The 13,613-nt window shown below is 64.3% G+C and carries 16 protein-coding genes; all 16 read left to right on the top strand.

The features are described 5' to 3' along the window. Window positions 1–71 precede the first annotated feature (71 nt). The 16 genes from K5L94_RS08295 to K5L94_RS08220 all read left to right on the top strand — a co-directional run bounded on the left by K5L94_RS08295 (window position 72) and on the right by K5L94_RS08220 (window position 13,563). Complete coding sequence (locus K5L94_RS08295; RefSeq protein WP_028690961.1) at window positions 72–512, top strand: single-stranded DNA-binding protein; 441 nt, start codon at window positions 72–74, stop codon at window positions 510–512. Between the two features lie 283 nt (window positions 513–795). Next, a complete protein-coding gene (locus K5L94_RS08290) occupies window positions 796–2,808 on the top strand; it encodes a DNA topoisomerase III (RefSeq protein WP_028690960.1) in 2,013 nt (670 codons plus the stop codon). A 519-nt stretch (window positions 2,809–3,327) separates the two neighbouring features. Further along, the gene (locus K5L94_RS08285) at window positions 3,328–4,935 is read left to right on the top strand and encodes a DNA cytosine methyltransferase (RefSeq protein WP_023103930.1); all 1,608 of its coding nucleotides are present in this window, start codon (window positions 3,328–3,330) and stop codon (window positions 4,933–4,935) included. Window positions 4,936–5,177: 242 nt separating this feature from the next. Then, the gene (locus K5L94_RS08280) at window positions 5,178–5,735 is read left to right on the top strand and encodes a hypothetical protein (RefSeq protein ID WP_023103929.1); all 558 of its coding nucleotides are present in this window, start codon (window positions 5,178–5,180) and stop codon (window positions 5,733–5,735) included. Window positions 5,736–6,065: 330 nt separating this feature from the next. Then, window positions 6,066–6,278: a hypothetical protein gene (locus K5L94_RS08275; RefSeq protein WP_003290186.1), complete on the top strand. Its 213-nt coding sequence runs from the start codon at window positions 6,066–6,068 to the stop codon at window positions 6,276–6,278. A 21-nt stretch (window positions 6,279–6,299) separates the two neighbouring features. Further along, on the top strand, window positions 6,300–6,692 hold the full coding sequence (locus K5L94_RS08270) for a hypothetical protein (RefSeq protein ID WP_274512403.1): 393 nt from the start codon (window positions 6,300–6,302) through the stop codon (window positions 6,690–6,692). A 173-nt stretch (window positions 6,693–6,865) separates the two neighbouring features. Then, window positions 6,866–7,552, top strand: a complete 687-nt coding sequence (locus tag K5L94_RS08265) for a hypothetical protein (protein WP_017512402.1) — start codon at window positions 6,866–6,868, stop codon at window positions 7,550–7,552. Window positions 7,553–7,632: 80 nt separating this feature from the next. Then, entirely contained in the window at window positions 7,633–8,370 is a 738-nt protein-coding gene (locus K5L94_RS08260) for a DUF5983 family protein (protein ID WP_017512403.1), read from the top strand. Between the two features lie 97 nt (window positions 8,371–8,467). Beyond that, window positions 8,468–8,746 carry a hypothetical protein gene (locus K5L94_RS08255; RefSeq protein ID WP_009459701.1) on the top strand — a complete coding sequence of 93 codons (279 nt, stop codon included), beginning with the start codon at window positions 8,468–8,470 and terminating at the stop codon, window positions 8,744–8,746. Between the two features lie 289 nt (window positions 8,747–9,035). Next, window positions 9,036–9,848, top strand: a complete 813-nt coding sequence (locus tag K5L94_RS08250) for a hypothetical protein (RefSeq protein WP_023103925.1) — start codon at window positions 9,036–9,038, stop codon at window positions 9,846–9,848. Window positions 9,849–9,972: 124 nt separating this feature from the next. Further along, window positions 9,973–10,326 (top strand): DUF3085 domain-containing protein, encoded by a 354-nt coding sequence (locus tag K5L94_RS08245; protein ID WP_009459699.1) that lies wholly within the window; start codon window positions 9,973–9,975, stop codon window positions 10,324–10,326. Between the two features lie 368 nt (window positions 10,327–10,694). Beyond that, a complete protein-coding gene (locus tag K5L94_RS08240) occupies window positions 10,695–11,612 on the top strand; it encodes a DUF3577 domain-containing protein (RefSeq protein ID WP_023103924.1) in 918 nt (305 codons plus the stop codon). A 57-nt stretch (window positions 11,613–11,669) separates the two neighbouring features. Beyond that, window positions 11,670–12,359: a DUF3275 family protein gene (locus tag K5L94_RS08235; protein ID WP_023103923.1), complete on the top strand. Its 690-nt coding sequence runs from the start codon at window positions 11,670–11,672 to the stop codon at window positions 12,357–12,359. A 94-nt stretch (window positions 12,360–12,453) separates the two neighbouring features. Further along, window positions 12,454–12,777, top strand: coding sequence for a hypothetical protein (locus tag K5L94_RS08230; protein WP_023103922.1), 324 nt, complete (start codon window positions 12,454–12,456; stop codon window positions 12,775–12,777). 101 nt (window positions 12,778–12,878) lie between these two features. Next, window positions 12,879–13,286: a hypothetical protein gene (locus tag K5L94_RS08225; protein WP_153164368.1), complete on the top strand. Its 408-nt coding sequence runs from the start codon at window positions 12,879–12,881 to the stop codon at window positions 13,284–13,286. A 16-nt stretch (window positions 13,287–13,302) separates the two neighbouring features. Continuing rightward, entirely contained in the window at window positions 13,303–13,563 is a 261-nt protein-coding gene (locus tag K5L94_RS08220; RefSeq protein ID WP_023103920.1) for a hypothetical protein, read from the top strand. Window positions 13,564–13,613 lie beyond the last annotated feature (50 nt).

Raw genomic sequence — 13,613 nt, 5'->3', positions numbered from 1 at the left:
GCGCCGGGCATCCCAGCACGCGCCCGGCGCCGACGAGGCACGGGTATTTCAACCACCACGGAGATCACACCATGAGCACGCATTTTTCTGGCGAAGGCAACATCGGCTCGCCACCGGAGTACCGCGAATTCCCCAACGGCAATGACGAACCCAGCCGCTTGCTGCGCCTGAACGTCTATTTCGACAACCCCGTACCCAAGAAGGATGGCACCTTCGAGGACCGCGGCGGCTTCTGGGCGCCGGTGGAAATCTGGCACCGCGACGCCGAGCACTGGAAGGACCTGTACCAGAAAGGTATGCGCGTGCTGGTCATCGGCCGCATGGAGCGCGAGCCTTGGACGGACAACGAAGATCAGCCGCGCGAGACCTGGCAGATCAACGCGCGCAGCGTCGGCATCCTGCCGTACCGCATCGAGTCCGTGGCCCTCAGTCCGAAGCCGCAGGAGGCAGAACCGAAGCCACAGGCTGCCCAGGAATCGACCGCGCCGAAGGAGGCGAAGCGCAGGAAGTGAACCGGCATGGAGGGCGGCCGCCGTAGTGCTTCGCCGCCCTCCATGCACCCCGCAAGCTATCCCCTGGGGATAGCTCCATCAACGTCCATCGACTTCCACGCGCTCCCGCAAATCGCGGCTACTGGTCCGCACACCTGCGGCCACGCGCCATCCCCGCCCGAGCCATTCCATCGGCGTGAAAGCGGTCGCCGGCGCATGCGGCTTGTTTGCTGCTACCCCAGGTGGCGCTCGGCATCCTCGATTCCAGCAACTCCATGAACAACGGGAATCGGGATGGACGGACATGCGGCTGTTCTTGTGCGAGAAGCCCTCCCAGGGCAAAGACATTGGCCGAATTCTCGGTGCCACGCAGCGCGGTGAAGGCTGCCTCAACGGTTCCGGCGTCACCGTCACCTGGTGCATCGGCCATCTCGTCGAAGCGGCAGCCCCCGAGGTCTATGACGCGGCGCTCAAGCGCTGGTCGCTGGAGCAGTTGCCCATCATTCCTCAGCACTGGCGGGTCGAGGTCAAACCTAAAACCGCCACGCAGTTCAAAGTCGTCAAGGCGCTTCTGGCTAAGGCGACCCAGCTTGTCATCGCCACAGATGCCGACCGCGAGGGCGAGTTGATCGCCCGCGAGATCATCGACCTGTGCGGCTACCGCGGTCCCATCGAACGGCTGTGGTTGTCGGCGCTCAACGATGCGTCCATCCGCGCGGCACTCGGCAAGCTCCGGCCATCGGCCGAGACGCTGCCGATGTACTACTCGGCGCTGGCGCGCTCTCGGGCGGATTGGCTCGTCGGCATGAACCTCAGCCGCTTGTTCACGGTGCTGGGACGGCAGGCCGGCTACGACGGCGTGCTGTCGGTAGGCCGCGTCCAGACCCCCACGCTCAAACTGGTCGTGGACCGCGACCGCGAGATCACCGCCTTCGTGTCCGTGCCGTACTGGGCCATCGACGTGTCCCTGTCCGCCGGTGGCCAGACTTTCGCCGCGCAGTGGGTTCCCCCGAAAGCATGCACCGACGACGCCGGCCGCTGCCTGCAGCAGCCCATCGCGCAGCACGCCGCGCAGCAGATCCGCGCCGCGGACAGCGCCCAGGTGGTGGCGGTCGAAACCGAGCGCGTGCGGGAAGGCCCGCCGCTGCCGTTCGACCTGGGGACCTTGCAGGAGGTGTGTTCCAGGCAGCTTGGGCTCGATGTGCAGGAGACCTTAGACATTGCTCAGGCCCTATACGAGACGCACAAGGCCACGACGTACCCGCGCTCCGATTCGGGCTACCTGCCCGAAAGCATGTTCGCCGAGGTGCCAACGGTCCTCGACAGCCTGGTCAAGACCGATCCCTTGCTGCGACCGATCATGGACCAGCTCAACCGCACTCAACGCTCACGCGCCTGGAACGACGCGAAGGTGTCTGCTCACCACGGCATCATCCCGACGCTCGAACCGGCGAACCTCTCGACCATGAGTGAGAAGGAACTGGCAGTGTATCGGCTGATCCGGGCGCATTACCTGGCGCAATTCCTTCCTCACCACGAGTTCGACCGCAATGTGGCGAACCTCTCCTGCGGCCAGCAGACGCTGGCGGCCACCGGCAAGCAGGTCGTCGTCAAGGGGTGGCGCCTGGTGCTGGCCGAACCGCAATCCGAGGAGGATGGCGACCCTGCGGCGCGCAGCCAGGTACTGCCCGCGCTGCGCGAGGGCCTGGCATGTCAGGTGGCCGACGTCGATCTGAAGGCGCTCAAGACGCTGCCCCCTCGGCCCTATACGCAGGGCGAGTTGGTCAAGTCCATGAAGGGCGTCGCCAAACTGGTCTCGGACCCGCGCCTGAAACAGAAGCTCAAGGATACGGTCGGCATCGGCACCGAAGCGACGCGGGCCAACATCATCAGTGGCCTGCTGACGCGGGGCTACCTCGTGAAGAAGGGCCGCGCCATCCGTGCCTCGGATGCGGCCTTCACCCTGATCGACGCGGTGCCCACAGCGATTGCCGACCCAGGGACAACCGCCGTCTGGGAACAGGCGCTGGACATGATCGAAGCTGGACAGCTCACGCTGGACGTATTCATCGGCAAGCAGGCTGCATGGATCTCACAGTTGATCGCGCAGTACGGCAGCACGTCCCTGTCCATCAAGGTTCCCCACGGACCGCCTTGCCCACAGTGCGGCGCACCGACGCGCCAGCGCACCGGCAAGAGCGGCCCATTCTGGTCGTGCAGTCGCTACCCCGACTGCAAAGGCACGCTGCCGGTCGAATCCGGCACGTCCAAGCGTGGTGCCTCGCGCCCGCGCCGCAGCGGCCGCAAAGGCTCCTGACCGACCCCGTTCCCCGTGAACCGTGCCCGCCATCGGCGGCGCGGCCTGTGTTCCGCACGCCCTGCGGGACGCCCAGCGCGCAACGCCTTCTTGTCCGTGTGCGCGTCCCGCTTGGTCATCCCCGGCCGCGGGACCTGAAGGTAGCTTCTCCGCGAACCGCCTCCTGCGCGTTCTGCTGATCTGCATTTCTCCCGCCTCTGCGAAGGGTCCCCCGGTGGCTTGCCAAGCTGCGCGAGCCACCCGGAGACCCTTCGTGGTCAGCGGTATTCGGTGCCGGTGCCCGCCGGCGCAAAAACGGGCTCCCTTTGTGCGCGGATGTGCGCCAGACGATGCCGGCGCGAACCACGACATGCGCCGGGTGTGATTGCTGATGAGCAGACGGTTCTAGCGACGACCGGGCCTGCACCAGCCCACGGGTGGTTCTGTCCTCCCGAGCCGAAGGCCGCAGGGCCTTCGGCGCCTTTCTCCTGCCTATCAACGTCCCGGCCCGCCCCGGGCCACACGAACAGGAGACCCGACATGAACCCGCAACCTTGCACCCTTCGCGGTGCGCCCCAGGCCGCGCCACTGCTGTACGGCAGCGTGTGCAGCGGCATCGAGGCCGTGAGCCTCGCATGGCAACCCCTCGGCCTCAAAGCCGCGTGGTTCGCCGAGATCGAGCCGTTCCCGAGCGCCGTGCTCGCCCACCGTTACCCCCATGTGCCCAACCTGGGCGACATGACCGCGATCGCCCGTCAGGTGCGCGCCGGCACCGTGCCGGCGCCCGACATCCTGGTCGGCGGCACGCCGTGCCAGTCGTTCAGCGTTGCCGGCGCGCGCCAGGGGTTGAACGACCCGCGCGGCGCCTTGACCCTTGCCTATGTGGAGCTTGCAAATGCCATCGACCAAACCCGCCACCAAGACCGCCGCCCGCCGGCAACGCTCGTCTGGGAAAACGTCCCCGGCGTCCTCAACGACCGCAGCAATGCCTTCGGGCATTTCCTGGGCGCACTGGCCGGAGAAAGCCGTGCGCTCCAGCCGCCAGGGGAAAAATGGGCGCACGCTGGTTGTGTGTCTGGACCCCGCCGCCGCATCGCCTGGCGCGTGCTCGACGCTCAATATTTCGGTGTCGCCCAACGCCGCAAGCGCGTGTTTCTTGTGGCATGTGGTGGTGATGACCTCGATCCCTCCGAAGTACTTTTTGAGCGCACAGGCCTGCGCGGGGATTCTTCTGCGGGCCGCGCGCCGTGGCAAGAAGCTGCCCGCGCTGCTGGACCGGGTGCTGCAGCAGCAGGCGGATACGCAGGATTCGCTGGACTGAACCAGCCCTACGGCAAGGTCACGACGACGTTCGGATTCAGCGGCGGCATTGGCCCCGTCGATGTTGCGGCATGCCTGATGGCCGCGGGTCCCAAGCACGACATCCGCACCGAGACGTTCATGGTGCAGTCCATCGCCGGCAGCATCGCCCACACCCTCGACACCGCCAACAACGGCAAGGGCAGCAGCGAGGACGGTACGGGAAAGGGCGTGCCGATCATCGCCTTCACCGCCCAGGGCAGCGGCGCGGACGCCACGATCGACCTGACGCCGACGCTGCGTGCCGGCGGGCATCGCAACAGCCATGCGAACGCAGGCGTCGTGCCCGCCATCGCCTTCGCGCAGAACAACCGCGGCGAAGTGCGCTTCGAGTCGGGCCATGGACAGGTGTCTTGCACCGTCCTGTCCAACGGCAAGCCGGGCTACGGTGTGCCGATGGTGGCCTGCGTTGCCCTGCGGGGACGGACGCAGGGTCTTGCTGCCGAACTGGGCGGAAGCGTTGCGGCGGCGTTGCGTACCAGCGGCGGCGGCGCAGACAAGCCCCATGTCCTGGCCCCCGACTTCGAGGCACATTTCCGCTACGACTGGAATGAATCCGGTGCAGCGGACTGGTCGCAATGGCGGGTGCGGCGGCTGATGCCCATGGAGTGCGAGCGGCTGCAGGGCATGCCCGACGACTACACGCTGATCCCGTATCGCGGCAAGCCTGCCGCAGACGCTCCGCGCTACAAGGCGATTGGCAACTCCATGGCCGTCCCGTGCATGGCTTGGCTGGGCAACCGGCTGGTGCAGTGCCTGCACAAGACGGACTCGACCGCTTCGGATTGATCGACGACGCAGCCTGCCGGCCGCGCCATTCTCCCCCTGCATTGCCGATGTATCGGCAGCAGCCCGCAGCCAGGGTGTCAAGGCTGCCGTGGGTTCCGCCCACGCCACCCACCAGTTCGCTTCGGCATCTCACCGGCGAACGCTGCCCACCGGGGCATCGATGCCTCCTTTCTCCAACCCACGGGATGGTCGCCACGTCCCGTCAGGGGCATGTCGCCACCCGGTCGATTTCAGGACTTCCCATGGACACCATCACCAAGCAAGACCGCATCACGCTGAAGAACCTCAAGGTCGCCGACTTCGCCAGCGAGGAAACGCTGTGCTTCACCGCGACCATCGTGTTCGACGGCACTCCCATCGCCGAGGCCCGCAACGACGGGCATGGCGGCTCGACATTCCTCCGCGCGCTCAACGGCAAGACGACGCTGCTGGCTCAGGCCGAAGCCTTTGCCAAGGGCTTGCCGCCTGCGCCGCTCGATCTAGGCCAGGAGGGTGAAGACCCTCATTACATCGACATGACGCTCGACTTCCTGGTCGATGAACTGGCCGATGCCATGCACGCGGAGCGCAAGGTGCGAGCCGCCTTCAACCGCGACATCGGCAACAAGGTGCTGTTCATCAAGGACGGCAAACTGCTGTTCATCAAAGGCATCAAGCTCAAGGCTATCGCCGACCGCAAGGCGTACTTCGCTTCGCTGCGCACCAGGCAGGCCCAGCCCATCGTCATCCTCGCCGAGCTTCCGCCCGAGCGGGCATTCGACCTGTGGAAGCAGCATGTCCTGGGCGACAAGCCCGATTGACCCAGCGCCACCGCACCCTCCTGACAGCCCCGTACTCGATGCGGGGCTTTTCTTTTCCTGTGCTCATCAATCGGGGCTGGGCCGAATGCCGTTTTCCAACTGACGCGGCGCAGCCCTCGCACGAAGCTGCCTGCATGTTCGCTGATTCGTCAGCACATGCCAGCAGCCAGGGTTCCAGGCTGCCGCGGGTCTCTCCCGCGTCACCCACCAGTCCGCATCGCATCAATTCTGCGGATGAGCGTCCCCGTGACGCTGATGCTTTTTATCAACCGCGTGCGGGAGCTGCCATCCCGTGAGGGACAAGGCCCCGCTTTTCCAAGGAGCCCGTCCATGTCCCAGCAAGCCTCTTTCGGCCAGTTGGCCCTGACCTACTGCGGCAAGTTCCTGCCGCTCGAAGTCTTGCAAAGCGCCGCCGGCCACTACATCGGCACGCGCGATACCGAAGGTCCCGTTTCGCGGGAATCCCGCGAGTACTTCCGCAGCTATGCCGCGGCTCAACGCGCCCTCGAAAGAGGCGGCTGGTCCCAGCTCGCCATTCCCTGATCCAACTGGAGAAATCACGTCATGAACCAGCTACTGCCGCGGGAAGTCGTCGATGAGATCATGCGGGAAGAGCAGCATTTCGCTGCCGCGCCCCAAGCCTTCTTCGAGGCCTGGAAGCGCGGTGTCGAGATTGCTGGTCCCGAGTGGTTCGGCGACGGCACCCGTGAAGGCCTGAACCAGGCCAAGACCAAGTGGGATTTGCGTCCCGACATGCTGCGGCTCAACGATGCCCTCGGCGTCCTGAGCAGCGGCGAACGCATGTTCCTGTCCGCCATGGTCAGCTTCTACAACGCGCGCGAGGGCGGTGCCATGCTCAAGCGCTGCCGCTTCCACGGGCTGTCGGACTTCGACGGTCTCGATCTGGAACGCCGCAAGGTCATCGCCGACCTGCTGGTGAACTACAGCGGTTGGTGAGCCGGTCTCCGGCACGCCACTGTCCTCTCGATCCCCCCGTGAGGGACATGCGCCCATAAGGCCATGTCCCTCAATTTTTCTTCCCCATCGCCCGACGCCAACGGCCTTGGGCTATTCCCTGCGGACGCCATCGTCCGCATGGGCTGGCTCCGCTCTTCTCGAAAGGAGCCAGCATGGCAAACAACTACTACGAAGGCACGGGCGTTCTCGTGCTCAACCGCGTTACTCCCGTCATCAAGGCACTGTTCGGTGCTTTCGCGCTCGACGAAAACCATCCCGGCAATGGGCAGGCCTACATCGCCCAGATCGCCGAAACCAATGATCCACGCTGGACAGATGTGCTGGACGGTCTGGAAAACCTGGCCACACAACTCGGCATCCCCATGCCCGACGACGAAGAGTTGTCGATTCCGCCTCTGCTTGAACGGCTGGCCGCGCACTTCGGTGCTGACCAGGACGGGGAGCTGGAGAACCTGATCGAGCACCACCAATTCGAGGACGGCGCCGACCTGGAAGCCCTGCTTCTGATCGCTACCCGCTTCGATGACGGCCATAACCTGACCGCCATCCAGTTTGAGGGCTGCTGGTATTGCAGCAAGCCAAGGCTATTCGAGTTCGGCGGCAACGGCTGCTACCTGAGCCGTGAGGTCCAGGTCTTCAGAACGTCCTCGCAGGCGCTTCAACTCGGCGATCAACTGCGCAACACCATCCTGGCCGCCGACATCGAAGAGGCCTCAGCGTTGATCGCGCTGGAGGCCGCCAACCTGCTTGCCGGCATCACCGATGAGCAATTTCGCCTAAATGTGCGCCATCGCATCGCCGAACGGCTGGTTCAGACGCCAACGATCAGCGCCGACTGACGCATTTTCCACTTTCAACCAACCGGGTCCAATTCCCGGTGGCGGAGATTGGCCCCAATATTCAAATCTGGAGAGTTCCCATGTCCCAGAAACCCAATCCCTTTCTCCGCGGCTACTGGAATCTGAAAATCGTCCGCACGCTGTGCATCGGCTACGACGACGGAAGCCCGCATGTCTGGCGAATCATCCACGCGAGTCAAAAGCACTTTTCCGACGAGGAACTGATTTCATCCTCGTGCATCGTCACCAGCGATTTCGCCGTGGTCAGGAATGGTCCCGAACCCGTGAGTGCCGAGGTGCTGGCCGAATGCGATACCGCAGAAGGTGTCAGCGGCGAAGGTGTAATCGGTGCCGTGGTCTATGCCATCCATGGCGACGACTTCGACGGTCGCCCCATCCACGTCGGCGACGCCTATTCGGCAGAGGCAGCGCGGGAAGTCGTACAGCGCCTGAGTTTCGAGACCGGCTACTACAGCCGGTGCTGGGAAATCAGCAGCGCACACATCAGCCAAGAAACCGGCCAATACCTCGCCAACCTGGCAGACCTCGCTACGCCGGAGGCATTCCTGTTCATCGCGTTCCGGGTTCCGTACAGCCCGGCGATCGGCATCAAGCTGATCTCCACTCCCTGGACGGACAAGAACCTGGACCACGCCGAGGGCATCAGTGCGGAGCAGCTTCGCCAGGAGCACCGAAGCAAGGGTATGCCGGATGACCTGGCGAACGTCATTGAACTGGCTGGCCAGGCCGACGTGCGCATCCTGATTCTCGACGCCGACGCACCCGTGCTGTTGGGCCTGCCGTTGGCCGAATCCTAGCAGCCGCTCGACGCAACATCCTTCCTCTTTGTTCTCCCCCATACCGGCCCGTCTCCCTCCCGGAGCCGGGCTGGTCCATTTTCATAGGAGCAACCTCATGTTCCCCGACCTCATCTCGCGCACGCCAGACTTCGAGCACCAGCTCGGCGCCTGCGTCAATGCCATGGGCCAGGACGACGCCATCGGCCAGATCCTGGTATTCGAGCGCATGAGCGGCACGCTGCACATGCGCCATATCGCCAGCGCCGACCTGGTGGACACCGACATTGACGACTACGAAATGGTCGTCTTCGACGGTGGCAACACCAGCGGCGATACATGGAAGCATGTCTTCTTCCCACGTCAGCGCGAGCACTACTTCGTGTACGAAGCCTGACCCAACCAAGCCCCTTTTCGAGGGGCTTTTTCTTGTCCGCAGCGCAGGAAAGCGGGTGCGACGCTGTGCGATTTCTTGCAGGCAGGCCGCCCATTCCAGAGCCATCCTTGCTCCATGTTCGTCGGCGTTGCCGACACATGCCCTGGCAGCCGAGACCTTCAAGGCTGCAAGTGCGGGAAACCGTGCTGGTCGTTTCTTCCTATGGACGTACCCCGTCCGTTCACGCCACCCACAAGGGACCTCTCCCTTGCGGGCGGGGAATCCCTTGTTCTTCCTCAAGGAGATTCCCATGGACCGTTCCCTCATCAAATCCATGATGCCTTCGCTTGTCGCGGGCCATGTCCCTCGCAACGTGCGTTCGTTCAAATACCGCGTATTCGATGATCAGCCGCAGTCCTCGACGTTGGGCTTCGCCATTGACCCTCAGCCCTTCAACGGCAAGGTAGTCTCCGCGACCGACGATGCCATCGTCGTCAAGCTCAAGCCTTCCGAGTTCGCCGTGCTCGATCCCAACCTGGTGACCACCGTTCCCAGCGAGGGCGCCAAGGTCCATGTCCAACCCTACGCCCGGCGACGTTTCGACGGGCTTCGCGCGGACACCCCGGAAGTCGTCACCGAGAAGACTTCGGATGGCACGCCTTACACCATCACGAGGCATATCCTTGGCAAAGCACCCGCCAAGCTGCCCATTCCCGAGCCGCAGTGCATGGAGCTGGGCCAACTCATCGAGCAGTTGGAGGAGATGCCCGCGCCCGACGGGTTCCGGTGCATCACCCACATGCTGGTCGATGCAGGTGCCCGCGACTTCGCCTGGGTCGATCCCAAGCCCTCCAGGATCATCGAGACCCCGCCGGCGATCAGCTTCACGGTCTCAACCACCAAGTTCGAGGGTCAGGTGACGATCCTCTACGACCGTGGCGGCGACACCTACGTGGTGGAGCTGCACCGCGACGGTGAGTTGGTCGATAGGCACGACGAGGTGTATTTCGACATGCTCGGTGAAGTGCTGGAGCGGCTCATCGACGACGGGCGCTGGCGCCTGATCGACGTGAGCGTGATCGACGCCAAAGCCTTTCGGCAACGTCAGGCGGTTCCAGCCTGACGTGCCAGACAGGAAGCCTAGCGGCACGACTGATCAGTCCACAGCCTACCGGCGACTGCCCCACAAGCCTTCCATCCGTTTCGGTGGAGGGCTTTTTTCTTCATCCATACAGGAGATTTCAACCATGTCACTGCGATTCAGAGGCTCCGACCTGCGCCCCGTGCTTGCCGAAGCCATCGCCAACCAATGCCGCGTCGCCCTGGCCAAGGACCAGGGCGTGTACTTCCTCGCCGAGCGCGGAGAGCGCCGCCCCGATGGCCGCGTGAAGCTGCTGGCCTATGCCGTCGGCTGCAACCCGGATACCGACCCGTTCGATGACTGGTGGGAACTGGCACGCGCCGAGCTTGGCGGCGACGACTTCGGCGAGTTCTTCGACCCGAAAGACAGCGTTTTCACTCGCATTCTGCAAAGCTCAGATGATCTGGAGCTGTCCGCCACCGCTACGTATCTGTCGCTGGCGGCGGTGGAATCGGCGTAGTCCAAAAATGTCCGCATACCCCTTGAAGCCCCCATTTCGGGGGCTTTCTTTTGGGCGGAACTGGGCAGCCTGGAAAAAATGGGAAGCGCCCGGATGCCGATTGATTGCTGTCGCGCGCGCGAGGCCCGGCCATGCTGACCCCATGCCTGCTGACGTTGTCAGCGACATGCCAAGCAACCATCGGTCTTCAAGGTTGCGTCGCAGTTCCCACTGCGTGACCGAGCCAGCTCGCACCGCATCCATCCGCGAGCGGCCACCAGTCTCTGGTGGCGGATGCTTTCGCCTTATCGACCCACCGCGGGGTTACGCACCTTTCCCCGCATGCGTGGGGCTGGTGTGTCTCCGCTTCTTCCCTATGGAGATTCACCATGAACACCACGTCCAACGAGAAATCGTATTTCGACCTCCACACCTCGGGCATCGGCTACATCCAGCGTGTCCGTGAAGTGCCTGTCCGGGGCGGCCGCCGTGCGCAGCCTTTCCTGGCATGCACCGTTGCCGCGCTGGTCGGCCCCGCCAGGGACCCCAGCTACCGCTACTTCGACGTCAAGGTCTCGGGTGCCGAGGCCAAGAACCTCGTCCAGCGCTACATCGGCGTTGACGATCCCAAGCAGCGCCCGCTGGTGCGCTTCCGCCTCGGCGACCTGTGGGGCGATGCGTACATCCGCGACAAGGGCGAGCGCAAGGGTGAAGCCGCCGCGTCCCTCAAGGCGCGACTGCTCAAGGCCGAGCCGCTTGACCGGGCCGAACTGGCTTCCATCAAGCAGCACGAGCTGATCACCCGCGGCATCGGCTACCTCAGCCGTCCGAAGGACGTCACCCCCAAGGATGGCGATCCGTTCCTGTCGTGCTGCGTCGCGGCTCTGGCCGGGCCTGTCGGTGAACCGGACTATCGGTACTTCGACACCATCGTCGCCACCCCTGAAGCCGAGCACCTGGTTCGCCGGTGCGTGCAGGCCATCGAAGGGGACCGCAAGGTGCTGATCGCCTTCAAGTTGAACGACATGAAGATCGATCCGTACATCCGCACCAAGGGTGAGCGCGCCGGGGAGCCGGGAGCGAGCCTGGAATCGACGCTGATCCACATCGGTCTGATCAAGATCGACGGCACCCAGGTCTATCCGACGAGCCAGGCGCAAGCCGAGGCGTCGCAGGCCGAGGACGCACCCGCGCCCGAAGCCGAGGACGCCGCCGACACCGCTGCCGACCAGCCTATCGAGCCCGCCGAGCGCGAGCCCGCAGGTGAAGTCGAAGAGCAGGAGCCGGCATTGGCTGCTTCGTTCTGATCCGGCATGGCCCCTCACGGGGCCTTGCCTTTTTCCTATTCCTCAAGGAGAAGCATCATGGCAGTCACATCGGCACCCGAGAAATCGGCCACTCCCATCATCGTCCCGGGCCAGCTCGCGCTGCGCACCATTCATGGCCGCAACGGAAAGTTCAATGTTGGCAAGCTCGAATGCCAACTCGGAAAATTCACGATTAAAGACGCGGAGTTGGAGCAATACCCCGAGGGCAAGTATCAAGGGGAGTTCGTCCTTCGCTACATCTTCCTCAAAGGCTATCCGATCAGCGACGGCAGCATGCGTTTCGAGATGCGCGCCAACCTGGACGGTATGACACTTTTCGGCATCGACAAGCTGAGCAAGGCCGAAGCACATAGCTTCGCCCCGCAGGAAGTCGATCCGCTCGATGAAGATCAAGGGACACAGCCTGCGACAACGCCGGCCAAACCCGCCAAGGCATCCAGGTCCGCCAAACCTGCACCCGTGCAGACGTCCGCGGACCCGCTGGTCGATACCACGCCCTTCGGCGTGGACGCGCCGCCTGCTGCGGCTGCTGCCCCCGGCAGCACCGAGGATGGCGACGCCGCGCTGTTCGGCCTGTTGTGGCCGCTGGGCGAGTCTGTGAAGCTGGATTCGACCATCGACCGCCGCGCCCTGCGCGCCCAGATCGCCCGCCTGGGCGAACTGGGCTACGCGCTGGACTTCAAGACGCAGGAGTGGAGCCGCCAGGCCGAACTGCAACCTGCGTGATTGCAGACACCGCATCCGCGGTGTTCTTCATCCACCCGCTGGGGTTCCTTCCCCATGCGGGGGTGGCCTCGGCTTTCTTCTGGAGGTCTCCATCATGTCCACCATCACTTGCGATACACCCCGTTCCGCGCTGGACGAAACCGCGTGGCGCGCCGTTTGCAAGACGGCCGCCGAGCATGCCCAACGTGGTTGCGGCCTGTCCTGGGATCACTGGGTCACGCTTTTCAGCTCGGAGATCGACGCGCAAGCCAGTCGATTGCCGGAAAGCCAGCGCGTTCATGCGCTGGAAATCGCGACCCAGGAATGGGACTACGCAACACCTGCCGAACGGCAGGAAACCCAGGACTGGCTCGCTGAAAACGGCTGCTGTTCGCATGGGATCACGCTGGGTTGCTGCCCGGCCGGTTGCGGTTCCTAGCCCGCACTGCATTCCATCGCCGCACACGCGGCATTCCATCACCCGCTGGGGGTTCTTCCCCACGGGGAGGCCTCTGGCTCTACTTCTTCAGGAGGCCTCTCATGGGCTGGTATTTCTCTCCCCAATCGCGGTCTGAACTGATCGCCGAACTGATCGCACCGCAGGAGACCGAGCGCGCCAGCGTGAAGGTCATCGCCCACACGCTGCGCGGCAACGTCCTCTGGTCCGTCGCGGAAGTGACGGCCAGGGCCGAAGGCGTGCATCGTGATCTCGCGCCGGGCCAGTCCCTGCGCTACATCCGCTGCGATCTTCTGGAGCGCAGCGGCAACCAGTGGGGCTACAAGCCGCTGGACGAGTCCATGCACCCGTACTACTACTCGTGCCCGCTGTCCTATCTGGACCTCGCACCGGAGCAGTCCGCCGACTGGCGTGCAGGCGTTCGCGCCTACCACGCGCGGCGTCGTACAACCACGGTTGCCACGGCACCCGCCGCGGCACTATTGGCCTGAGCCAGGAGGAACCAACATGGACCCGATCCTGGCTGCGCTCCCCGCCTCGCTGTTAAAGCTCGTTGAAGGCAGTTTGTCCAACGACGAAGTTTCCTCCGACGAGGAAATGCTGGCGTACTTCATCGACAACGGCCTCACCGAGGAGCAGGCACGGCAGGCGCTGACCTATCGCGACCAGTACCTCAACAACATCTACCTGGACGGCTTCACGCCGATCACCGCGGTGGACGAGGCGCTTCACTTCAACCCGCACACCCGGCAGTTCGAGCCGGACTGAGCGGTTTTCTTCCACCCCCCCCGGGGCAGTACCTGCCCCGACGGGCGGTG

Origin of the sequence: Stenotrophomonas forensis (genome assembly GCF_028752115.1) — a bacterium.
GTDB lineage: Bacteria > Pseudomonadota > Gammaproteobacteria > Xanthomonadales > Xanthomonadaceae > Stenotrophomonas > Stenotrophomonas forensis.
Note: the sequence above shows the minus strand (reverse complement) of the source record. Positions and strands in the feature narration are given on the sequence as shown.

Coding starts and splice junctions, on each gene's coding strand:
- K5L94_RS08245 (WP_009459699.1), top strand. CDS start 9,973: ATGTCACTGCGATTCAGAGGCTCCGACCTGCGCCCCGTGCTTGCCGAA.
- K5L94_RS08220 (WP_023103920.1), top strand. CDS start 13,303: ATGGACCCGATCCTGGCTGCGCTCCCCGCCTCGCTGTTAAAGCTCGTT.
- K5L94_RS08295 (WP_028690961.1), top strand. CDS start 72: ATGAGCACGCATTTTTCTGGCGAAGGCAACATCGGCTCGCCACCGGAG.
- K5L94_RS08275 (WP_003290186.1), top strand. CDS start 6,066: ATGTCCCAGCAAGCCTCTTTCGGCCAGTTGGCCCTGACCTACTGCGGC.
- K5L94_RS08255 (WP_009459701.1), top strand. CDS start 8,468: ATGTTCCCCGACCTCATCTCGCGCACGCCAGACTTCGAGCACCAGCTC.
- K5L94_RS08265 (WP_017512402.1), top strand. CDS start 6,866: ATGGCAAACAACTACTACGAAGGCACGGGCGTTCTCGTGCTCAACCGC.
- K5L94_RS08235 (WP_023103923.1), top strand. CDS start 11,670: ATGGCAGTCACATCGGCACCCGAGAAATCGGCCACTCCCATCATCGTC.
- K5L94_RS08260 (WP_017512403.1), top strand. CDS start 7,633: ATGTCCCAGAAACCCAATCCCTTTCTCCGCGGCTACTGGAATCTGAAA.
- K5L94_RS08225 (WP_153164368.1), top strand. CDS start 12,879: ATGGGCTGGTATTTCTCTCCCCAATCGCGGTCTGAACTGATCGCCGAA.
- K5L94_RS08250 (WP_023103925.1), top strand. CDS start 9,036: ATGGACCGTTCCCTCATCAAATCCATGATGCCTTCGCTTGTCGCGGGC.
- K5L94_RS08270 (WP_274512403.1), top strand. CDS start 6,300: ATGAACCAGCTACTGCCGCGGGAAGTCGTCGATGAGATCATGCGGGAA.
- K5L94_RS08240 (WP_023103924.1), top strand. CDS start 10,695: ATGAACACCACGTCCAACGAGAAATCGTATTTCGACCTCCACACCTCG.
- K5L94_RS08285 (WP_023103930.1), top strand. CDS start 3,328: ATGAACCCGCAACCTTGCACCCTTCGCGGTGCGCCCCAGGCCGCGCCA.
- K5L94_RS08280 (WP_023103929.1), top strand. CDS start 5,178: ATGGACACCATCACCAAGCAAGACCGCATCACGCTGAAGAACCTCAAG.
- K5L94_RS08290 (WP_028690960.1), top strand. CDS start 796: ATGCGGCTGTTCTTGTGCGAGAAGCCCTCCCAGGGCAAAGACATTGGC.
- K5L94_RS08230 (WP_023103922.1), top strand. CDS start 12,454: ATGTCCACCATCACTTGCGATACACCCCGTTCCGCGCTGGACGAAACC.